Annotated in this window: 23 protein-coding genes; 20 read left to right on the forward strand and 3 right to left on the reverse strand. The window is 62.4% G+C overall.

The window, feature by feature from the left end:
- Positions 1-12: 12 nt before the first annotated feature.
- The 10 genes from FJ426_RS14900 (at position 13) to FJ426_RS14945 (ending at position 10,547) form a co-directional block, all read left to right on the forward strand.
- Complete coding sequence (locus tag FJ426_RS14900) at positions 13-1,122, forward strand: ABC transporter ATP-binding protein (protein ID WP_140560386.1); 1,110 nt, start codon at positions 13-15, stop codon at positions 1,120-1,122.
- A gap of 231 nt (positions 1,123-1,353) precedes the next feature.
- A complete protein-coding gene (locus tag FJ426_RS14905) occupies positions 1,354-2,562 on the forward strand; it encodes an ABC transporter substrate-binding protein (protein WP_140560385.1) in 1,209 nt (402 codons plus the stop codon).
- Entirely contained in the window at positions 2,559-3,359 is an 801-nt protein-coding gene (locus tag FJ426_RS14910) for an ABC transporter ATP-binding protein (protein WP_181167435.1), read from the forward strand. Before FJ426_RS14905 ends, FJ426_RS14910 begins: the two co-directional genes overlap by 4 nt.
- On the forward strand, positions 3,352-4,056 hold the full coding sequence (locus FJ426_RS14915; RefSeq protein ID WP_140552372.1) for an ABC transporter ATP-binding protein: 705 nt from the start codon (positions 3,352-3,354) through the stop codon (positions 4,054-4,056). The genes FJ426_RS14910 and FJ426_RS14915 overlap by 8 nt, the downstream gene beginning before the upstream one ends.
- A 7-nt stretch (positions 4,057-4,063) precedes the next feature.
- Positions 4,064-4,951 carry a branched-chain amino acid ABC transporter permease gene (locus FJ426_RS14920; protein ID WP_140514993.1) on the forward strand — a complete coding sequence of 296 codons (888 nt, stop codon included), beginning with the start codon at positions 4,064-4,066 and terminating at the stop codon, positions 4,949-4,951.
- Between the two features lies 1 nt (position 4,952).
- Positions 4,953-5,930, forward strand: a complete 978-nt coding sequence (locus tag FJ426_RS14925) for a branched-chain amino acid ABC transporter permease (RefSeq protein WP_140560384.1) — start codon at positions 4,953-4,955, stop codon at positions 5,928-5,930.
- 230 nt (positions 5,931-6,160) lie between these two features.
- Positions 6,161-7,243, forward strand: coding sequence for a sn-glycerol-3-phosphate ABC transporter ATP-binding protein UgpC (ugpC, locus tag FJ426_RS14930; protein ID WP_140560383.1), 1,083 nt, complete (start codon positions 6,161-6,163; stop codon positions 7,241-7,243).
- A 38-nt stretch (positions 7,244-7,281) separates the two neighbouring features.
- Positions 7,282-8,607, forward strand: coding sequence for an ABC transporter substrate-binding protein (locus tag FJ426_RS14935; protein WP_140560382.1), 1,326 nt, complete (start codon positions 7,282-7,284; stop codon positions 8,605-8,607).
- Positions 8,608-8,713: 106 nt separating this feature from the next.
- A complete protein-coding gene (locus tag FJ426_RS14940) occupies positions 8,714-9,652 on the forward strand; it encodes a sugar ABC transporter permease (RefSeq protein WP_140498409.1) in 939 nt (312 codons plus the stop codon).
- Between the two features lies 1 nt (position 9,653).
- Positions 9,654-10,547 (forward strand): carbohydrate ABC transporter permease, encoded by an 894-nt coding sequence (locus tag FJ426_RS14945; protein WP_140560381.1) that lies wholly within the window; start codon positions 9,654-9,656, stop codon positions 10,545-10,547.
- Positions 10,548-10,585: 38 nt separating this feature from the next.
- Here the strand turns inward: FJ426_RS14945 and FJ426_RS14950 are convergent, their stop codons facing one another.
- On the reverse strand, positions 10,586-11,704 hold the full coding sequence (locus tag FJ426_RS14950; RefSeq protein WP_140560380.1) for a mandelate racemase/muconate lactonizing enzyme family protein: 1,119 nt from the start codon (positions 11,702-11,704) through the stop codon (positions 10,586-10,588).
- Between the two features lie 27 nt (positions 11,705-11,731).
- On the reverse strand, positions 11,732-12,478 hold the full coding sequence (locus FJ426_RS14955) for an amino acid ABC transporter ATP-binding protein (RefSeq protein WP_140498412.1): 747 nt from the start codon (positions 12,476-12,478) through the stop codon (positions 11,732-11,734).
- A gap of 119 nt (positions 12,479-12,597) precedes the next feature.
- Between FJ426_RS14955 and FJ426_RS14960 the strand changes: the two genes are divergently transcribed.
- The 10 genes from FJ426_RS14960 (at position 12,598) to FJ426_RS15005 (ending at position 20,666) form a co-directional block, all read left to right on the forward strand.
- Positions 12,598-13,281, forward strand: coding sequence for a GntR family transcriptional regulator (locus FJ426_RS14960; RefSeq protein ID WP_140498413.1), 684 nt, complete (start codon positions 12,598-12,600; stop codon positions 13,279-13,281).
- Between the two features lie 15 nt (positions 13,282-13,296).
- Positions 13,297-13,968: an amino acid ABC transporter permease gene (locus tag FJ426_RS14965; protein ID WP_140498414.1), complete on the forward strand. Its 672-nt coding sequence runs from the start codon at positions 13,297-13,299 to the stop codon at positions 13,966-13,968.
- A 2-nt stretch (positions 13,969-13,970) separates the two neighbouring features.
- Positions 13,971-14,624 carry an amino acid ABC transporter permease gene (locus FJ426_RS14970; protein WP_140498415.1) on the forward strand — a complete coding sequence of 218 codons (654 nt, stop codon included), beginning with the start codon at positions 13,971-13,973 and terminating at the stop codon, positions 14,622-14,624.
- A 34-nt stretch (positions 14,625-14,658) separates the two neighbouring features.
- Positions 14,659-15,435, forward strand: coding sequence for a transporter substrate-binding domain-containing protein (locus tag FJ426_RS14975; RefSeq protein WP_181165309.1), 777 nt, complete (start codon positions 14,659-14,661; stop codon positions 15,433-15,435).
- A gap of 69 nt (positions 15,436-15,504) precedes the next feature.
- Complete coding sequence (locus FJ426_RS14980; protein ID WP_140558634.1) at positions 15,505-16,614, forward strand: enolase C-terminal domain-like protein; 1,110 nt, start codon at positions 15,505-15,507, stop codon at positions 16,612-16,614.
- Positions 16,615-16,622: 8 nt separating this feature from the next.
- The gene (locus FJ426_RS14985; protein WP_246674946.1) at positions 16,623-17,654 is read left to right on the forward strand and encodes a zinc-binding alcohol dehydrogenase family protein; all 1,032 of its coding nucleotides are present in this window, start codon (positions 16,623-16,625) and stop codon (positions 17,652-17,654) included.
- Entirely contained in the window at positions 17,651-18,412 is a 762-nt protein-coding gene (locus FJ426_RS14990) for an SDR family oxidoreductase (protein WP_140514976.1), read from the forward strand. The genes FJ426_RS14985 and FJ426_RS14990 overlap by 4 nt, the downstream gene beginning before the upstream one ends.
- A 28-nt stretch (positions 18,413-18,440) precedes the next feature.
- On the forward strand, positions 18,441-19,130 hold the full coding sequence (locus tag FJ426_RS14995; protein WP_140498420.1) for an RraA family protein: 690 nt from the start codon (positions 18,441-18,443) through the stop codon (positions 19,128-19,130).
- A 7-nt stretch (positions 19,131-19,137) separates the two neighbouring features.
- A complete protein-coding gene (locus tag FJ426_RS15000) occupies positions 19,138-19,434 on the forward strand; it encodes a UxaA family hydrolase (RefSeq protein WP_140560379.1) in 297 nt (98 codons plus the stop codon).
- On the forward strand, positions 19,431-20,666 hold the full coding sequence (locus tag FJ426_RS15005) for a UxaA family hydrolase (protein ID WP_140560378.1): 1,236 nt from the start codon (positions 19,431-19,433) through the stop codon (positions 20,664-20,666). Before FJ426_RS15000 ends, FJ426_RS15005 begins: the two co-directional genes overlap by 4 nt.
- Before the next feature lie 309 nt (positions 20,667-20,975).
- Here the strand turns inward: FJ426_RS15005 and FJ426_RS15010 are convergent.
- Positions 20,976-21,635 (reverse strand): TOBE-like domain-containing protein (locus tag FJ426_RS15010; protein WP_181176938.1); only part of this gene is annotated, 660 nt, incomplete at its 5' end.

The following is a 21,635-nucleotide window of genomic DNA, read 5'->3' on the forward strand; positions in this document are numbered from 1 at the left end:
CGGGAGAAGCGTATGGATCAAACGGCGAAGAACGCTGCCCCCGGCGTGGTGGACAGACCGGCAGTGCGTTTCGAGGGCGTCACCAAGAAATACGGCGCCGTCACTGCCGTCGACAATGTCAGCTTCGACATCGCACCGGCCAGCCTGGTGACGCTGCTGGGACCCTCCGGCTGCGGCAAGACGACGACGCTCAGGCTGATTGCGGGGCTTGAGCACGCAAGCCACGGGCGCATCGTAATCGACGGCAAGGACGTCACCTTGCTGTCAGCCGCAGAGCGCGACGTCAGCATGGTCTTCCAGTCCTATGCGCTGTTCCCGCACATGAACGTCATGGAAAATGTCAGCTACGGCCTGCGGGCGACGGGGCTCGGCAAGGTTGAGGCAGCAGGGCGCGCCGCCGAGAAGCTGGCACAGGTCGGCCTGTCCGGCTACGAGAAGCGCCAGCCGAGCGAACTTTCGGGCGGCCAGCAGCAGCGCGTGGCCGTGGCGCGCGCCATCGTGCTGGAGCCGAAGGTGCTTTTGTTCGACGAGCCGCTGTCCAATCTCGATGCCAAGCTGCGCCGGCGCGTGCGCGATGAGATCCGCGGTCTTCAGCAGGACCTCGCGCTGACCGTGGTCTATGTGACGCATGACCAGGAGGAGGCGCTGGCCGTGTCCGATCGCATCATCGTCATGAACGCTGCCCGCGTCGCCCAGGACGGAACCCCGCGCGACCTCTACAACGAACCCAGGAACTCTTTCATCGCCGATTTCATGGGCGACGCCAACCTGCTCGATGTCGAGGTTCTCGCCAGCAATGGGACGAATGCCGAGGTAAAGGTCGGGCCGCTGCGGCTCGACATGCGGCATCGCGGCATCGCGGCGGGGCCGGCGGTGCTGGCCGTCCGGCCGAATGCCGTGCGCCTCGTCGCCGGCCAGCCGGCAGCCGGCGGGATGAGAGGGCGCGTGGTCAAGAGTTCTTATCTCGGCGACCACATGGAATACCGCGTCGCGATAAACGATCCGGCGGTCGAGCTGTTTGCGACGTCGCCGGTCGTCACACCCGCCCTGCCGGAAGGCAGCGTCGTCGCGGTCGATTTCGATCCGGCAAAGATCGTGCTGATAGCGCGCGACAAGTCCTAGCGCACACCGCTACCGGTGCGCCTGATACGAAAATAGTGGTTCTCGACGTTCCATGTCGATGTTACGAATCTCTGTGCATTCCGAATGTGCGCTTGTGACCATGTGTCCTGGCACTTTGGAACTGTGGCGAGCACAGGACGTATTCTTCACGCGGGACCAGACGGTGCACTCGAAGCCGTCACAGGGCCGCAATGGGCGTTTTCGACAGTGGCCACAAGGGAGGAAATACCAGTGAAAGCATCCTATCTCATCTCAGCCGCGCTGCTTGTGGGTACCGCGATGCCAGCGGCGGCAGCCGAAATTTCCGACGGCAAGGTCAAGATCGGCATCCTCAACGACCAGTCGGGTGTCTATGCCGATTTCGGCGGCAAATGGTCCGTCGAGGCGGCCAAGATGGCTGTCGAGGATTTCGGCGGCAAGGTCCAGAATGCGCCTATCGAGGTCATCAGTGCCGACCACCAGAACAAGCCGGACATCGCCTCCAACATCGCGCGCCAGTGGTACGACACCGAGCAGGTCGATGCCATAATGGAACTGACCACCTCCTCGGTGGCGCTCGCCGTGCAGGGACTTTCCAAGGAAAAGAAGAAGATCGACATCGTCACCGGCGCGGCTGCGACCGACCTGACCGGCAAGCAGTGCTCGCCCTATGGTTTCCATTGGGCCTACGACACCCATTCCCAGGCCGTCGGCACAGGCGGTGCCCTGGTGCAGCAAGGCGGCGACAGCTGGTATTTCATCACCGTCGACTACGCCTTCGGCTATTCGCTCGAGGAGCAGACCGCCAAGCTCGTCAAGGATCGCGGCGGCAAGGTGCTTGGTGAAGTGCGCTATCCGCTCGGCTCGACCGACTACTCATCCTTCCTGCTGCAGGCGCAATCCTCCGGCGCCAAGATCGTCGGCCTTGCCAATGCCGGTCTCGACACTTCCAACTCGATCAAGCAGGCGGCCGAATTCGGCATCGTCGCCGGCGGCCAGCGGCTCGCGGCACTTCTGTTCACGCTGGCCGAAGTGCATGGCCTTGGCTTGCAGGCGGCCCAGGGCGTCGTGCTGACCGAAGGCTATTACTGGGATCGCGACGACAAGAGCCGCGAGTTCGCCAACCGCTTCTTCAAACGCACCGGCAGGATGCCGAACATGATCCAGGCCGGGACGTATTCGGCGGTGTCGCAGTATCTCAAGGCCATCGACAAGGCCGGCACCGACGAAACCGAAGCGGTGGCCAAGGAAATGCATTCGATGCCGGTCAATGACGTCTTTACCGCCAACGGCAAGGTGCAGGCCGACGGCTCCATGGTGCACGACATGTACCTCTATCAGGTCAAGAAGCCCGAGGAGAGCAAGAAGGATTGGGACTACTACACCTATCTTGCAACCATTCCGGGCGACCAGGCCTTCATGAAGGCCACGGATAGCGGCTGCCCGCTCGTCAGCAAGTGACGACGGCAACCGCCGCGGCCGTCAGGCCTGACGGCGATGGAGCCGTGCCGCGGGTGGTGCTTTCCGCCCGCGGCCTCAGGCGCGACTTCGCCGGGTTCGTTGCGGTGAAGGATGTCGATCTCGACGTTCATCACGGCAGGATTCACGCCTTGATCGGACCCAACGGCGCCGGCAAGACCACGATCTTCAATCTTTTGACCAAGTTCCTGCAGCCGACCAGCGGCACGATTGAACTGCTCGGCACCGACATAACCCGGACACCGCCGGCCAAGGTGGCGCGGATGGGCCTCGTGCGCTCGTTCCAGATATCGGCGATCTTTCCGCATCTGAGCGTGCTCGACAATGTGCGCGTCGCGCTGCAGCGGCCAGGCGGGCTGGGTTTCCAGTTCTGGCGCCCGCTTTCGGCGCTCGACCAACTGACGCCGCGGGCGCGCGAGCTTCTCGGCACGGTCGGCCTCGACGACGCGGCGCACCGGCTCGCCGGCGATCTCTCCTATGGCCGCAAGCGCGTGCTCGAGATCGCCACCACGCTGGCGCTCGATCCAAAGGTGCTGCTGCTCGACGAGCCGATGGCCGGCATGGGGCACGAGGATGTCAGCATGATCTCCGGGATCATCCGCGCCTTGGCCCGCGATCGGGCCGTGCTCATGGTGGAGCACAATCTGACCGTCGTTGCCGATCTTTGCGACTGGATCACCGTGATGCAGCGCGGCAAGGTGCTCGCCGCGGGCGACTATCCGACGGTCAGCCAGGATGAACGCGTCCGGATAGCCTATATGGGAACCGAGCATGAGTGAGCCGCTACTTGCCGTGCGCGATCTCCATGCCTGGTACGGCGAGGGCCACGCGCTGCACGGCGTCGACCTCGATGTGTTCCGCGGCGAAACCGTGACGCTGCTTGGCCGCAACGGCGTCGGCAAGACCACGACGCTGCGCGCCATCATGGGGCTGATCCGCAAGCGCACCGGCAGTGTCGTCTTCAACGGCAACGACTTGATCGGCCTGCCCTTGCACCGTGTCGCCCACCAAGGCATCGGTTTCGTTCCCGAGGAGCGCGGCATTTTCGCCACGCTGACAGTCGACGAGAATCTGATCCTGCCGCCGGTGGTGGCCAAGGGCGGGATGAGCGTCGAGGAGATCTTCGAGCTCTTTCCCAACCTGAAGGAGCGCCGCAACAGCCCGGGCACCAGGCTATCCGGCGGCGAGCAGCAGATGCTGGCGATCGCCCGCATCCTGAGGACGGGTGTCCGGATGCTGCTCCTCGACGAGCCGACCGAAGGCCTGGCGCCGGTCATCGTCCAGCGCATCGGCGAATTGCTTGCGACGTTGAAGAAGCGCGGCATGACGATCCTGCTCGTGGAGCAGAATTTCCGTTTCGCCGCCCGCATTGCCGACCGCTTCTACCTGATGGAGCACGGCAAGGTGCTGAGCGGGTTTCCGGTCGGCGAACTGGCCGCCCACGACGCTCAACTTCACGAGGTGCTCGGAGTATGATCGCGCCATGACGATGATCTTCGGCATCCCCATCCAGGCCTTTCTCGGGCAGTTGCTGGTCGGGCTGATCAACGGTTCCTTCTATGCGATGCTGAGCCTTGGCCTCGCCGTCATCTTCGGCCTGCTGCGCATCATCAATTTCGCCCACGGCGCGCTTTACATGCTGGGCGCCTTCATCGGTTATCTGCTGCTTGTCCATCTCGGCATCGGCTATTGGCCGGCGCTGATCCTGGTGCCGCTCGCCGTCGGGCTGTTCGGCATTGCGGTCGAGCGTGCAGCGCTCTCGCGGCTCTACCAGCTCGACCCTCTCTACGGCCTGCTCTTCACCTTCGGCCTGGCCTTGGTCATCGAGGGCGTCTTTCGCTATTATTATGGCGTCTCGGGAAATCCCTATGCCGTGCCGGCGCTGCTTGCGGGCGGCACCAATCTCGGCTTCATGTTCCTGCCCAACTATCGCGGCTGGGTGGTGCTGGCATCGCTTCTCGTCTGCCTGGGCACATGGCTTTTGATCGAGAAGACCAGGCTTGGTTCCTATCTGCGCGCCGCGACCGAAAATCCAGAACTGGTCCAGGCTTTCGGCGTCAACGTGCCACTGCTTTTGACACTCACCTATGGACTGGGTGCGGCACTTGCCGGTCTTGCCGGGATCCTGGCGGCTCCCGTCTACCAGGTCAGTCCGCTGATGGGGTCGGATCTGATCATCGTCGTCTTCGCCGTCGTCGTGGTCGGCGGCATGGGCTCGATCCTGGGCGCCATCGTCACCGGCTACATGCTCGGCCTCGCCGAGGGCCTAACCAAGGTGTTCTATCCCGAGGCGTCGAACCTTGTCGTCTTCGTCATCATGGCGATCGTGCTTCTACTGCGGCCGGCCGGCCTGTTCGGAAGGGACGCCTGAGATGAGCGAGCTGACGCTTCAGGAAAAGCGCGCCGCGGCCTCCGTGCGGCTGGAACGCGCGCTGGTGGCGCTGGCGGTATTGGCGCTCATCGCCGCGCCGTTCTTCGTCTACCCGTTCTTCCTTATGAAGATGCTGTGCTTTGCGCTGTTTGCCTGCGCCTTCAACCTGTTGCTCGGCTACACTGGCCTGTTGTCCTTCGGCCACGCGACCTTCTTCGGTGGCGCCGCCTATTTCTGCGCGCATGCCGTCAAGGTATGGGGCTGGCCGCCAGAGGCAGGCATTCTGCTGGGTACCGCCGGCGCGGCCCTGCTCGGGCTGGTCATGGGCTTCTTCGCCATCCGCCGGCAAGGCATCTATTTCGCCATGATCACGCTGGCGCTGGCGCAGATGTTCTTCTTCTTCTGCGTGCAGGCACCGTTCACGCAAGGCGAGGATGGCATCCAGGGCGTTCCGCGCGGCAACCTCTTCGGCATCATCGATTTGAACGCCACGGTCAACATGTACTATGTCGTGCTGGCCATCTTCCTGATCGGCGTCTTCGCCATTTGGCGGATCATCAACTCGCCGTTCGGCATGATCCTGCGCTCGATCCGCGAGAACGAGAACCGCGCCATCTCGCTCGGCTATTCTGTCGCCAGGTATAAGCTCGCCGCTTTCGTCATGTCGGCCGCACTTGCGGGGCTTGCCGGTGCGGTCAAGGCAATCGTGTTCCAATTCGCGACGCTCACCGACGTGACATGGCAGATGTCGGGCGAGGTGATCCTGATGTCGCTGCTTGGCGGCATCGGCACCATGGTCGGGCCGGTCGTCGGCGCCGGCTTCGTCGTCGGCCTTGAAAACACGCTCGCCACCTCAGGCTTTCCGGTGACCATCGCCACCGGCCTGATATTCATGGTCTGCGTGCTCGTCTTCCGGCGCGGCATCGTCGGCGAATTCCATGCGCGGTTGCCCAGGCCGGCGGACGGTGCAAGTGGTTGATATTCATCCCGTGGCCGATCTCCCTGCTGTCTCCAGCCATGTGGTGGGCAGTCCAGTGAGCAACCGGGAATGCAGCCTGGATGTTTATCGAAGCGCCTGCTTTACAGGCAGGTTTGGTAGCGCTACCGTCTCCGTATCGCGTGACCACATGAAGGTTGGAGGGCCGTCGCCGGGAGAGGTCAGCGGTTCCTTCGAAGAGACGTCGCGGGAATCGTTCGGGAGGAGGATCGATGGCGTCTGTCGCGATTAGCGAGGTTCACAAATCATTCGGGACCGTCGAGGTTCTGCACGGCGTCAGCGTGAACATCGACGATGGCGAATTCGTCACGCTGGTCGGGCCGTCGGGTTGCGGGAAATCAACCCTGCTCAGGATGATCGCGGGCCTGGAAAAGATTTCGCGGGGCGAGATTGCGATTGGCGAACGTGTCGTCAACAACGTTGCGCCGAAGGAACGCGACGTCGCCATGGTCTTCCAGAACTATGCGCTCTACCCGCATATGACCGTCGCCGAGAACATGGCATTCTCGCTCATGCTCAAGGGCGTTTCGAAGGCTGAGAGCGGCGCCGGCGTTCAGCGCGCTGCGGAAATTCTGGGGCTGGTGCCGCTGTTGGCGCGCTATCCCCGCCAGCTTTCCGGCGGACAGCGCCAGCGGGTTGCCATGGGGCGGGCGATCGTGCGCGATCCGGCGGTTTTCCTGTTCGACGAACCGCTGTCCAATCTTGACGCCAAGCTCAGGGTGCAGATGCGCGCCGAGATCAAGGAACTGCACCAGCGCCTGAAAACCACGACGGTCTATGTTACCCACGACCAGATCGAAGCTATGACCATGGCGGACAAGATCGTGGTCATGCATGACGGCATCGTCGAGCAGATCGGGCCGCCGCTGGAACTCTACGACAGGCCGGACAATCTCTTCGTCGCCAGTTTCATCGGCTCGCCCGCCATGAATTTGCTGCGGGGCGAAATCGCGACGGACGGGTCGCCGTCCTTTCGGGGCGCGGGCGGAATTTCCGTGCCGTTGGACGCAGCATCGTCCGTCAAAGGCGACGAGCCCGTGGTGCTGGGCATACGGCCCGAGCATTTGCGGCTGTCCGATCAAGGCATTGCGGTCACCATCGCGGTCATCGAGCCGACCGGGTCGGAGGTACAGCTCATCGGCCGGACAGCCGGCGGTGAAGAGATCGTGGCCAACTTCCGGGAACGTCATTCCTTCACGCCGGGCGAAACCATCCGGCTCACCGCCGAACCCGGCCTCATTCATCTCTTCCACGGCGAAACCGGGCAGCGGCTTCAAACGCGCAGCAAGCTGTAGAGACCAAAGGGCAAGAGAAACAAACAGGAGGAACGAGCATGAAATTCACCAGACGTGACGTGATCCGCACGACGGCCGGCGCTGCTGCCGGCGTTTTGGGAAGCCGCTTCGCCGGCTCCCCGGCATTCGCCCAGGAGGGGCTGAAGTACAAGCCGGAGGACGGTGCGAAGCTCAGGCTGCTGCGCTGGTCGCCTTTCGTGCAGGGCGACGAGGACCAGTGGCTGAAAAACACCAAGCGGTTCACCGAAGCGACGGGCGTGGAGGTACGTGTCGACAAGGAAAGCTGGGAAGACATTCGCCCCAAGGCAGCGGTGGCCGCCAATGTCGGTTCAGGTCCGGATCTGATGTTCGTCTGGTTCGACGACCCGCATCAGTATCCCGATAAGCTGCACGACGTGACGGAATTGGGCGAGTATCTGGGCTCGAAATACGGCGGCTGGCACGACGGACCAAAGCAATATGCTACCCGGGAAGGCAAATTCATCGGCTTGCCGCTCGCCACCATCGGAAATGCCATCGTCTATCGGGAAAGCTGGGTAAAAGAGGCCGGCTTTTCGGAGTTCCCCAAGGACACGAAAGGCTTCCTCGAACTTTGCAAGGCCTTGCAGGCGAAGGGGCATCCGGCCGGCTTCACGCACGGCCATGGTGTTGGCGATGGCAACAACTATGCGCACTGGCTGCTGTGGAGCCATGGCGGCCAGATGGTCGACGAGGGCGGCAAGGTGACGATCAACAGCCCCGAGACCCTCAAGGCGATCGAATACGCGCAGGAACTCTACAAGACTTTTATTCCAGGTACCGAAAGCTGGCTCGACGTCAACAACAATCGCGCCTTCCTGGCCGGCGAACTCAGTGTGATCGCCAATGGCATTTCCGCCTACAACACGGCCAAGATCAACAAGGACAATGATCCGAAGCTGGCGGAAATGGCCAAGGACATACGCACCACCAACCTGCCGATCGGTCCTGTTGGCAAATCCGTCGAATTGTTCCAGGTGACCACAGCCGTCATCTTCGACTACACGCCCTACCCCAACGCGGCCAAAGCCTATCTGCAATTCATGTTCGAGGACCCGCAAATGCCGGACTGGATCACCTCCTCGGCGGGCTACTGCTGCCAGACGCTCAAGGCGTTCGACAACAATCCGGTGTGGACAGCCGATCCGAACAATGCCGCTTACGCCAAGGCTTCGGCGACGCTGCGGCCCAACGGCTATGCCGGGCCGCTCGGCTATGCCTCGGCGGCGACCATGGCCGACTATGTCCTGGTCGACATGTTCGCCAAGGCCGTCACGGGACAGGCCACGCCCCAGGAGGCAATGGAAGAGGCGGAGAAGCGCGCAAACCGGTATTATCGCGTTTGATCGACGCCAGCTGAGCCTGGCGGCTCTGCCCCACGCTATCGGACCCTCCGGAAGCGCAGGGCGGTCGCCAGGCCGTTCAATGAGACCCTTGCAGGGAGCCCGCCCCATGGCCGTGCCGTCCGTCGCCGCTCAGCCGCGTTCCTCGATGCTGTCGCGCCTGGCCGAGAGCAGGAATGCGCTTGGCTTCGGCTTCATGCTGCCGGCGGCGGCATTGCTGCTTGTCTTCCTGACCTATCCCCTTGGGCTCGGCGTCTGGCTCGGCTTCACCGATGCCCGCATCGGCCGTCCCGGCATCTTCATCGGCATCGAGAACTATGAATATCTGTGGAGCGACGCCGTTTTCTGGCTCTCCGTCTTCAATACCCTGCTCTACACCGTCAGCGCCTCGATCCTGAAATTCGCGCTTGGCCTCTGGCTGGCGCTCATCCTCAATCAGAATCTTCCCTTCAAATCGTTCTTCCGCGCGATTGTCCTGTTGCCGTGGGTGGTGCCGACGGTGCTGTCGGCCATCGCCTTCTGGTGGATTTACGATTCGCAGTTCTCGATCCTGTCCTGGGCACTCCAGCAGATGGGCCTGATCGACCATCGCATCAATTTCCTCGGCGATCCGGAGAACGCGCGTGCTTCGGTGATCGCGGCCAATGTCTGGCGCGGCATCCCTTTCGTGGCCATCACGCTGCTTGCCGGCTTGCAGACAATCCCCCAATCGCTTTACGAGGCCGCCACGCTCGACGGCGCCAGCCGCTGGCAATTGTTTCGCCATGTGACGCTGCCGCTGCTCACCCCTATCATAGCGATCACGATGACGTTCTCGGTGCTGTTCACCTTCACGGATTTCCAGCTGATCTATGTGCTGACCCGCGGCGGACCGGTAAATGCCACCCATCTGATGGCGACGCTGTCGTTCCAGCGCGGCATTTCGGGCGGCCAGCTCGGCGAGGGCGCCGCGATCGCGGTCGCCATGATCCCATTCCTCCTTGCCGCAATACTGTTCAGTTATTTCGGCTTGCAACGCCGTAAATGGCAGCAGGGGGGCGGAGACTGACATGGCTGCGACCAGGAAGACAAAACAGCCGCAGCTTGACGAAGGCGGCATGGGCTATTTGCAGAGCGTGCCGCGCCGTGTGGTGACGGTCTATCTCCCCCTGCTCGTGTTCGTCATCGTGCTCTTGTTCCCGTTCTACTGGATGACGATCACAGCGGTTAAGCCCAATGTCGAAATGACCGACTATGCCAATTTCAACCCGCTCTGGGTCGTGCATCCGACATTGGAGCACATCCGCTATCTTCTCTTCGAGACGTCCTATCCGGGCTGGCTGCTCAACACGATCATCATTTCGACCGCCGCCACTTTCCTGTCGCTGATGGCGTCGGTTTTCGCGGCCTATGCGATCGAGCGGCTGCGGTTCTCCGGGGCACGGCAGGTCGGCCTCGCGGTGTTCCTCGCCTATCTCGTGCCGCCCTCGATACTGTTCATCCCCTTGTCGGTGATGGTGTTCAACCTCGGGCTTTACGACACACCCTTCGCGCTCATCCTCACCTACCCGACCTTCCTGATCCCCTTCTGCACCTGGCTGCTAATGGGTTACTTCCGCTCCATCCCCTTTGAACTGGAAGAATGCGCGCTCATAGACGGGGCAAGCCGCTGGCAGATCCTGAGCAAGATCGTGCTGCCCCTGTCGGTGCCTGGCCTGATCTCGGCGGGCATATTCGCATTCACCCTGTCATGGAACGAATTCATCTATGCCTTGACGTTCATTCAGTCGTCCGAAAACAAGACCGTGCCGGTCGGGGTGCTCACCGAACTCGTACGCTCCGACGTCTATGAATGGGGTGCCCTGATGGCGGGCGCGCTGATCGGATCCCTGCCGGTCGTCGTGCTCTATTCGTTCTTCGTCGAGCACTACGTCTCCTCGATGACCGGCGCGGTGAAGGAATAGCGCCGTCCTGATGCCGCGGGCGATTTTCCTGGAATGCCCTAGCCCAGGCTTTTGCCGTAGCGGGCAAAGCTTTCGGCCAGGACAGTCGTGCTCGCACCGGCCCGTTCGGGCCGTTTGTAGATGCCGCCTTCGACGCGGATCGGCTCCTCGAAGTGATCCTTGATCCAGGGGATGTATTCGAGGATCGTCGATGCAGGATGCCAGTAGCTCAGATGCACATGCACCTGGCTCATCTCCCCTGCATGCGGAACGACGGGAAGCCGATGCGCCAGTGCCAGGTCCGCGACCTGGATGTATTCGGTTATTCCTCCGAGCCGCGTGACGTCCGGCTGGACGTAGGCGACGGCTCCTGCATCGACGAAGGAGCGGAACGCGTCGATCGTGTAGAGCTGCTCGCCGAGCGCGATCGGGATCGATGTATTGCGCGCGAGCGTCGCGTGGCTGGCGACATCGTCATACCAGAGCGGCTCCTCGAACCAGTAGATATCTAGGTCGCGCGCCAGCGCGCAGAACCGCTGGCAGGTCGGAAGATCCCACTTGCCGTTGCCGTCGATTGCGATCCGGATCCTTGATCCGACACGTTTGCGCACAGCCGCCAGGCGCTCGACGTCGATATTTGGGTCGTCATGGCCGACCTTGATCTTGATGCGTGTGAATCCATCCTCCTCGACGGCTTTCGCGGAGCCGCGCAGCAACGTGTCCAGGTCGAACGAAATCCAGCCGATATCGGTATTGTAGGCCTCCAGGGCATCGGTGCGCGCGCCGCCGAGATAACTCCACAGCGGCAGGCCCGCCCATTTCGCCTTCAGATCCCACAGCGCGATATCGATTGCAGCCAGCGCCAGATGCGTGATGCCGGCCCGACCGACCCATTGAAGCGAAGGATGGCGCGCAAGCCTGGTCCATAGGCGCTGATGATCCGAGGCGTCTTCGCCTACCAGAAGCGGCGCGTAACACTCGCCGATGCAGGACGTTATCAGCCGGTCGGCGGCCAGATGGGCATGCGTGCCGGTGAAGCCATAACCTTCCAGCCCATCCGTGGTCACGATCTTCGTACCCACGACACCCCAATGGGTGATGCTGTGGGTCGAGTCCGAAATGGAGTCCGAGGTGAGTGGAAGATGGAGAATGAACGGGCGGACGGAGGCGATTTTCATCTATGACCCTTGGCGGATATGAATTTGTCAATGAAGGAGCTGCGAGAGGAATTCGCGTGCCCGCTGATGCTTCGGGGCTGCGAAGAACTCCTTCGGCGTGGCCTCCTCGAGTATCCGGCCCTTGTCCATGAAGACGACCCGGTCGGCCACCTGGCTGGCGAAGCCCATTTCGTGCGTCACGCAGATCATCGTCATGCCTTCGGAGGCCAGCGAGACCATGGTGTCTAGCACTTCCTTGACCATTTCCGGATCGAGAGCCGAGGTCGGTTCATCGAAGAGCATGATCTTGGGCTGCATGCAGAGCGCGCGGGCGATCGCGACGCGCTGCTGCTGGCCGCCGGAAAGCTGGGACGGATACTTGTCCGCCTGATCTGCGATCCGTACCTTGTGCAACATCTCCAGCGCTCTCTCCGAAGCGTCCTTGCGGGATTTTCCGAGCACGCGGACGGGCGCCAGCGTACAGTTCTCGATCACCTTGAGATGCGGGAAGAGGTTGAACTGCTGGAACACCATGCCGATGTCCCGGCGCGGAACCATACGTCCGTGGGACTTCTCGACCAGCGGTTTGCCGTCGATTTCCACCGAGCCTTGCTGCAGGTCTTCCAAGCCGTTGATGCAGCGGATCAAGGTCGACTTGCCTGAGCCCGACGGCCCGCAGACGACAATCTTTTCGCCCTTCGCCACCTCAAGGCTGACGTGATCGAGCGCCTGAAACCCGCCGAACATCTTCACCGCGTCGCGCAGTTTCACAAAGGCGCTGCCGTTGGCGTCCATGAATTCCTCCTTGTTGCGAGGTTGACTTGTAACCCGAAAGATCGAAATCAGAAAATAAAAAATTTTCTATTTTTAATTTTTCTGTTGCACCGAACCGGAACCTGACCGATGCTTGGGCCATGAGCATGATCAAGACAACATTGGCCGAGCAGGCCTACCAGGAGCTGCGGTCGCGGATCGTCGGCGGCAGGCTGGCAGGCGGGCAACGCCTGTTGCCAAACGAATTGGCGGCGGAACTGGGCATCAGTCCCACGCCTGTCAAGGAAGCCTGCCTGCGGCTGGAGGCGGACGGGCTTCTCGTCAATTCCTCGCGGCGCGGCATGGTGGTCCGCAGCTTCAACGAGGAAGCCGTCGAGGAATTATACGCGGCCAGGACACTGCTCGAGAAAGGGGCCGTGGAAGCAGCCTTCGACGCAGGACGGCTCGATGAGGCGCTGCGGGTGAAGCTCCAGGACAGCCTCGAAAACCACAGGCGCTTCGCCAAAGGGTCGTCGCTCGACGATCTGGCGAAGGCGCTCTCCCATGACCGGGCCTTCCACAGTTCGCTCGTCGGCGCCGCGGGGATACCGATGATCTCCGAGGTCCACTCCCGCATTGTCGGCCAGACGCATACGGTCTTCGTCTCGATTCCAGGCGATTACAGCCGCTCGGTCGAGGAGCACCAAAATATTCTCGATGCCATCATCGCCGGCAAGAAGAGCCAGATCCTCGCGGCGCTGCAGCGACATCTCGAGAGAAGCCGGCAGAACACCTTGCGCCAGGTGAAAGTCCTTGCGCGAGCGATCGAACCGAACCTTGTTTAAAGACCGGGGACGAGTGTGGAGTACCTAGATTTTTCCGGGACATTCGCGCGCGGCGACCTGTTCGTGCACGCCGCCATGCTGACCGTCGGCCTGTCGGCCGCCGCGCTGGTTCTGGGCATGTGCGTCGGCATCGTCAGCGCCCTGATGAGACTTTCGAGCTCGAAAGTCCTCTCCTCAATCGCGGCCGCCTATGTGGAGATCATCCGCAACACGCCGTTTCTGGTGCAGATCTATATCGTCTATTTCGGCCTACCCTCGATCGGCATCCGCATTTCCGAAGTGACGGCGGCCATCCTCTCCCTGACGCTCTACGCGGGCGCCTATATCACCGAGATCGTCCGTGCCGGTATCCAGACGATCGGCAAGGGACAGCGGGAGGCGGCGCACACGCTTGGCATGTCACCGTATCTCACCTTCCGCTATGTCGTTCTGCTGCCGGCGATTTCAGCGATCTTCCCGGCACTGACCAGCCAGTTCATCCTGATCATGCTGGCGTCCAGCGTCGTTTCCGTCATCTCCGTCCCGGAACTGACCGGCGTCGCCAATGATGTGCAGGGCCTGACCTTCCGAAGCCTGGAAGCCTATCTCGTGGTCGCGGCCATCTACCTTGTCCTGACGGCTGCATTCAAAGGCGTCTTCGCACTGATTGAGCGTGCCCTCTTCTCCTTCCGCTTTGCAGGGCGATGACGATGTTCCAGACATTCAATCTCCATCATGTCGAGTTTCTGCTGCAATGTGCGACGTGGACGGTCGTCCTCTCGGGAATTGCGCTTGCAGGCGGGGCCATCGGCGGATCGATTATCGCCCTCATGCGCCTCTCCCGTTTCGCCTGGCTGCGCTGGATCGCACAGGCCTATATCTATGTCATCCAGGGAACGCCCCTGCTCGTCATTCTCTTCATCGCCTATTTCGGCGTCGCCAATCTCGGCTATGACCTTCCGGCGATCTACGCGGCCGGCCTTGGATTTACGCTCTACAGCAGCGCGTTCCTCGGCGAGATCTGGCGCGGGTCGATCCAGTCGATCAACAAGGGGCAATGGGAAGCGTCGTTCGTGCTGGCGCTTGGCTGGCGGCACACGATGACCGACGTCATCATCCCGCAGGCGCTTCGCGTCGCCATTCCTCCGACGGTCGGCTTCTCCGTTCAGGTCGTCAAGAACACCGCGCTTGCTTCGGTCGTCGGCTTTATCGAACTGACGAGAGCAGGACAGATCGTCTCCAGCGCCACGTTCCAGCCGCTGCCCGTCTATCTGACGGTCGCAGCCATCTACTTCGGCATCTGCTCCATACTGTCCCATGCCAGCCGCCGCCTGGAGCGCCGCCTGCAGCAGGCAGCCAACTGAAGATCCGGTTCATCACACCAGGGAGGAAAGTATCATGCTATTGAAGAGACTTGCTGTCGGGGTCGCCGCGATGCTGGCGATGATATTGCCCGCAAAGGCCGAGAGCACGCTGGACGCCATCGTGCAGCGCGGCACTATCAATGTCGGCGTCGGCCTTGGAACGCCGCCTTATGGCCTGATGGACAGCAGCATGCAGCCCGACGGCTATGACGTGTCCGTGGCAAAGGCAATCGCCCGCGATCTCGGCGTCAAGGTCAACATCGTCGACACGACGGCAGCCAACCGCATCCCGAACCTGACTTCGGGCAAGCTCGACATCGTGATCTATTCGTTCTCGATCACCGCCGAGCGCGCCAAGGCCATCGCGTTCACCAACACGTACTATGTCGACCAGCAGGTCTATGTCGGTCCCGCCGACCAGCCGATCACCAAGATCGAGGATCTGGCGGGCAGGAAGATCGGCGTGACGCGGGCCAGCACGAACGACATCGTCATGACCAAAAAGGCCGTCGAAGGCGCACAGATCCAGCGCTATGACGATGACGCGTCGACATCCCAGGCGCTGTTCGCAGGCCAGGTCGAAGGCATCGTGACCAGCGGCGCGCTTGCCCGCGCCGTCGAGGAGCACGATCCCAACCTCAAGAAGCAGTTCGTCGTGGCGCAGGCGCCGATGGGCATAGGCCTGCGCCGCAACGACCCGGACTTCCTGCACTGGCTGAACACGGAGCTCTTCATGCTCCAGTCTACAGGTGAGCTGCAGGCCCTGCAGAAAAAATGGATGGGTGTCGAAGTCGACCTGCCCCGCTTCTGAGAATGACTGGATCCGGGACTCCCCCGGATCCACACATGCCGCTGCGATCGGTTTATCGAAGGTTTTTCCATGAAAATCACGGATGTGAAGGTGCGCTGCTGCCAGCGCAAACCAGGCGATTTTGCCGCCAGCGCGTTTCGAACCGGGGATTTCGCGAAGTTCGAATTTCTCACCGTCACCATGGCGACGGATACCGGGCTCGAGGCAACCGCCTTCGGGTTCGCCGGTCGTTCGGCGGCGGGCGCCGGCAGGCTGATTGCCGACACGCTGCGTCCGTTCTTCATCGGCCGCGACCCGCTCGACCGGGAAAAGGCATGGCACGATTTCCGGGTGGCCGACCGCTGGTGGGGCCACTTGCCGATCTATGCCTACGGACCATTCGACACCTGCCTCTGGCTGCTGTCGGCCACCGCCGCCGGGCAGCCTCTCTACAAATATCTCGGCGCCTTCCGCGAGCGCGTGCCGGTCTATGGCAGCTCGATGATCCTGTCGGGACCGCAGGACTATGTGAAAGAGGCGCTGCGCGCCAGGGCCGAAGGGTTGCGGGCCTACAAGCTCCATACACCCGGTCTCGATCTCGACTACGATATCGACGTCCATCGCCAGGTCCGCGCCGCCGTCGGGCCGGATTTCACGCTGATGTCGGATCCGGTCTCGATGTTCAATCTCGAGCAGTCGATCCGCTTCGGTCGCGAGCTGGAAAGGCTCGACTTCTACTGGCTGGAAGAGCCTTTATACGACGAGGACGTTCATTCGCTGCGGGAGCTCGCACGCACGCTCGAAATCCCGCTCGTCGGGACAGAAGTCCTTGCGAAGCACCCTTACAGCATCGCCGAATGCATCTCGACGCGTGTCGTCGATCGCGTCCGGGCAGACGTTTCCTGGACGGGCGGCGTCACGGGCGTCATGAAGACGGCCCGCCTCGCCGAAGCCTTCGGCGTCAATTGCGAGATCCATACCGCCATCTTCCACCCGATGGAGATCGTCAACCTGCATTGCGCCGCGGCGATCAAGAACTGCGACTTCTTCGAAGTGCTCTATCCAATGGAGAACTTCGCCTTCGGCCTCAAGCAGCCGCTGCCGATCAAGGACGGCTACGCCGCGCCGCCGTCAGCCCCCGGCCTCGGGGTCGAGATCGACTGGGATGCCATCGACAACAGCACGATCTGTGAGGCCTGAGCGCCATGATGAAAGCTGTCTGCCTCGAGGAACCCGGCAAGATCTCGCTGGTCGAATTGCCCGAACCAAAACCGGGCCCGGGCGAAGTCGCGGTGCGGATGGAGTATGTGGGGTATTGCGGTTCCGACCTGACGTCGTTTCGCGGCCTCAATCCGCTGATCTCCTACCCGCGCGTCCTGGGCCATGAAATCTCCGGCACCATCTCGGCGCTCGGCGACGGCGTCAGCGCGCTTGCGGTCGGCCAGTCCGTGACTATTCTTCCCTATTTCAATTGCGGCAGGTGCCATGCCTGCCGCCTTGGCAGGCCGAACGCCTGCAAGGACAACCGGACGATGGGCGTCCAGCGCGAGGGCGCGATGGCCTCGATCATCGTCGTTCCCGCGGGCAAGATCATTCCGGTCGAGGGCATGCGCCAGCGGGACCTCGCGCTGATCGAGCCGCTTGCCGTCGGCTTCCATGCCGTCCGCCGCTCCGAGCTTTCGGCTGGAGAAACCGTCGTCATCCTTGGCTGCGGCGTCATTGGGCTCGGCGCCTTGCTCGGCGCTGTCAGGCGGGGCTCACGCGTGATCGCAGTGGACCTTAGCGCCGACAAACTCGCCGTTGCCAAGGTGCTCGGCGCCACTGACACCATCGATGCGTCGCGCGAAGATGTCCTGGCGCATGTCCTGGAACTGACCAGTGGGGACGGTCCGCAGGTCGTCATCGAGGCGGTCGGCGCGGATGCGACCTTTCGGCAGGCGATCGATCTCGTGGCGTCCTGCGGCCGGGTCGTCTATGTCGGCTACGCCAAGAACAAGATCGCTTACGACACCAAGTTCTTCCTGCTCAAGGAGATGGATATCCGCGGGTCGCGCGGCTCCGAGATCGCCGATTTCCACGATGTTATCGGCTATCTGAAGCAACATCGGGACGCCGGCGACCGCATCGTCTCACGCGTCGTGCCAATCGAGGAAGCCGGTGCGGCCATGCAAGCCTGGGACAAGAACCCCGGAGGCTTCACCAAGATCGTCGTCCGGATCGAAGCGAAGGAAGACGCATGAGCATCAAGGATATCTTCGGGCTGGAGGGGCAGCATGCGCTGGTGACCGGCGGCGGAAGCGGTCTCGGCCTTGCGATCGCCACCTGTTTCGTCGAAGCCGGCGCCAAGGTGACGATCGTCGGCACCAACGCCGCGAAGCTCGCTGCCGCCTGCGAGACGCTGGGGCCTTCCGCCACGAGCCATGTCTTCGACGTGACCGACACTGCCGGTGCCACGGGTTTCGCCAGCGAGGTGGCAAAAAAATCCGGACGCGTCTCGATCCTCGTCAACAATGCCGGCAACACGGTCAAGAAGCCGCTCGGCGAGATGAGCGTCGAGGCTTTCAATTCGGTGCTGAACGTCCATGTCGGCGGCGCCTTCGCCCTCTCGCGCGCCTTCCTGCCGCAGGTGACGGAAGCAAGGGGCAGCATTCTTTTCACCGCCTCGATGAGCTCTTTCCTCGGCATTCCCAACGTGATCGGCTATTCGGCGGCGAAAGCCGCCTATGTCGGCATGGTGAGGGCGCTCGCGACCGAACTTGCGCCCAGCGGGATACGCGTCAACGGTGTGGCACCAGGCTGGATCGACACCGCGCTTCTACGCCAGGCCACCGCAGCCGATCCGGAAAGGGCGCGCAAGATCAACAGCCGCATTCCCATGGGTCGTTTCGGCGAGGGCGCCGATATCGGCTGGGCCATGACCTATCTCGCCTCACGCGCCTCAGCCTATGTGACCGGCCATATACTGGTGGTCGACGGCGGCGCGCTGCACGGCTTCTGACACCATAGTTTTTCGAGGGAGAAAACAGATGACGACCGATACTGACAAGGCGATCTTCGAAGTCATCCGCAAGGAACTCTTCACGGCCGTCGTCGGCGACGTGCTCGATGTAATGGGCCACCGCCGGCAGTTCCTGCCGGCCGGGATCGTGCCGTTGCAGCCGGAGATGAAAGTCATCGGCCGCGCGATGCCGGTGCTGGAGGCGGACGTGTTTTCCGGCGGTTCGCCGGATGCGCACGGTCCGCTCGCGAACAAACCGTTCGGCCTCATGATGGAAGCGCTGGACAGCCTGACGGAGAACGATGTCTACATCGCCAGCGGCTCCTCCTTCCGCTACGCGCTGTGGGGCGGGCTGATGTCCACCAGGGCCCAGAAGCTGAAGGCTGCCGGCGCCGTCCTCAACGGCTATATCCGCGACTCCTGGGAAATCGAAAAGCTCGGCTTTTCGGTCTTCTCGCGCGGCATCTATGCCCAGGACCAGGGCCCGCGAGGCAAGGTGATCGACTATGGCTGCCCAATCGAGATCGAAGGCATCCTGGTAACGCCCGGCGACCTGATCTTCGGCGACCGCGAGGGCGTGCTTGTGATCCCGCGCGAGGCGGAAAAGGAAGCGATCGAGCGCGCGATCGAGAAGGTCAGCACAGAGAACAAGGTCGCAACCGCGATCCGCGATGGCATGAGCGCCTGCGAAGCCTTCCGTACCTTCGGCGTCATGTGAGCCGACGATGGACGATCCTCGTCTGCTCCTGCTCTGCGATCACGACAATGTGCTGGTCGCCTGCCGGCGCATCGAAGCCGGAGAGACCATCATCGTCGGCGGCGAGCCGCGCATTCTGGTCAAGGCCGTGGAGCTCGGCCACAAGCTGGCGCGGCTGCCGATCGCCCCGGGGATGAAGGTCATCAAATACGGCGTCCCGATCGGCTCGGCGACGCGGTCGATCGGACCCGGCGAGCACGTCCATATTCACAATCTGAAGAGCGACTACACCAAAACGCACGTAATAGCGGAGACCGGATCATGAACGGCGAACAGTCCACCATCCTCGGCTATCTCAGGCCGGACGGTCGCAAGGGCATCCGCAACATTGTGATCGTGGCCTATCTGGTAGAGTGCGCGCATCATGTCGGTCGCGAAATTGTCTCCCATTTCCGCGGCAGGGACGTGCATCTGATCGGCTTTCCAGGCTGCTTTCCCAATCCCTATGCGCAGCGGATGATGGAGCGTCTGTGTACGCATCCCAATGTCGCCGCGGTACTGCTGCTGTCACTGGGATGCGAAAGCTTCAACAAATTCTCGCTCGCCCGCACCGTCGAGGCAAGCGGACGGCCGGTGGCCACGCTGACGATCCAGGAAAACGGCGGTACTTTGTCGACGATTTCCGACGGCATCGAATGGGTCGGGCAACGCCTGCAAGAGCTGGGCGCGGTCGCGAGAGTGCCAATGGATGCGAGTGAACTTATCGTCGGCACGATCTGCGGCGGGTCGGACGGCACCAGCGGCATGACCGGCAATCCCGCCGCCGGCCTTGCCTTCGATCGACTGGTCCGTGCGGGAGCAGCCTGTATTTTCGAGGAGACCGGCGAGCTGATCGGCTGCGAAGAGATCATGGCGAGCCGTGCCGTGACGCCTGAACTCGGCGTCGAGCTGCGCGCCTCCGTGGCAAAGGCAGCGCAATACTACGCGACGCTAGGCTATGGCAGTTTCGCTCCGGGCAATGCCGATGGCGGCCTATCCACCATCGAGGAGAAATCGATGGGTGCCTATGCCAAATCGGGCTCGTCGCCGATTTCGGGCCTCATCAAGCCGGGCGACATTCCCCCTGGCGGCGGACTCTACCTGATGGATGTCGTGCCGGACGGGGACGTGCGTTTTGGCTTCCCCAACATCTCGGACAATGCCGAGATCGTGGAGCTCATCGCTTCCGGTTGTCACCTCACGCTCTTCGTCACCGGCCGCGGTTCGGTCTCGGGGTCGGCGGTCGCACCGGTCATAAAGATCTGCGCCAATCCCGAAACATACCGTCGCCTGTCGGGCGACATGGACGTCGATGCCGGACGTATCCTCGAAGGGGCCGCCACCTTGTCGGATGTCGGCGACGAAATCTTCAATCTGGTTCTTGCTGTCGCCAATGGCCATGCGACGAAATCCGAACAACTCGGGCACCGCGAATTCATCCTGACCTACAAGACTTTCGAACCGATCGGTCCCGCATGTCTGCCGGGCGCACAGCCAAAGGCTGGTCACCGAAGCTGAAGCCGCCGACGTTTGCCGTGTGCCTGCGAGCGCTGTTTGCGTCTGTGCTGAAGCGGCGCGATCCTTGACCAGCGCAGGAGCAAATGCATGGCGGGCCGAACAATCTGGCGACAAGCTCACTCGTTTTGTTTGAAGCGCGGCACGCCGAAACGGATTCATGCGAGCCGCTTAGGTCTTGTTTTGCATGTCGCTACATCGAACCGAGGTTGCTTGGGCAACGTGCATTGGAAACGAGGTGCGCAAAAAAGGGTCGCGGCAAACCAGCATTGGGCTGGCGGCTCGCAACCGCCTCACCCCCATGCGGACAATTCAAATCAGCGGGCCTGCGTCAGCCATACGCCGCTTTCTGATATCTGGGGGAAGCGTCTTCTCGTTTTGGCGAGGGTTCTGTTCCGCCGGCGCGAATGAGCTGCCTGCCTGATCCGAAAAAAACAGCTTCCAGCGGCCCGGGCGGAACGCTACCCGGCTCTTCTGTGCCGCGGGATGGTCGACGGGCAGCTCGATCTCGACGCGCTGGCGTTCGCCGCCGATCTCGAGTTCCACCCGGCGGGTGCCGGCGACGCGGCGGCTGGCGACCACCGTGCCGGCGATGCAGCCAGAGCAGCCGCTCAGCAATTCGACGTCGTGCGGGCGGAAGTACAGCCTGGCATTGCCGCTGGCGGCGTCCGGCGCCGACAGCCCGATCGGGCGATCGGCGAGCCAGACCTCGCCATTCTCGACCTTGACGGGAAGCGAGCTCGATTCGCCGATGAAGCCATAGACGAAAGGCGAGTTCGGCCTGTCATAGATGTCGTCGGCGGTGCCGACCTGCTCGATGCGGCCCTGGCTCATCACCACGACGCGGTCGGCAAGCTCCAGCGCCTCTTCCTGGTCGTGGGTGACGAAGACGGTGGTGTGGCCGGTGGCGTCATGGATGTCGCGCAGCCAGCGGCGCAGTTCCCGGCGCACCTGCGCATCGAGCGCGCCGAA

Origin of the sequence: Mesorhizobium sp. B2-6-4 (genome assembly GCF_006441495.1) — a bacterium.
In the GTDB taxonomy this organism is placed as follows: domain Bacteria; phylum Pseudomonadota; class Alphaproteobacteria; order Rhizobiales; family Rhizobiaceae; genus Mesorhizobium.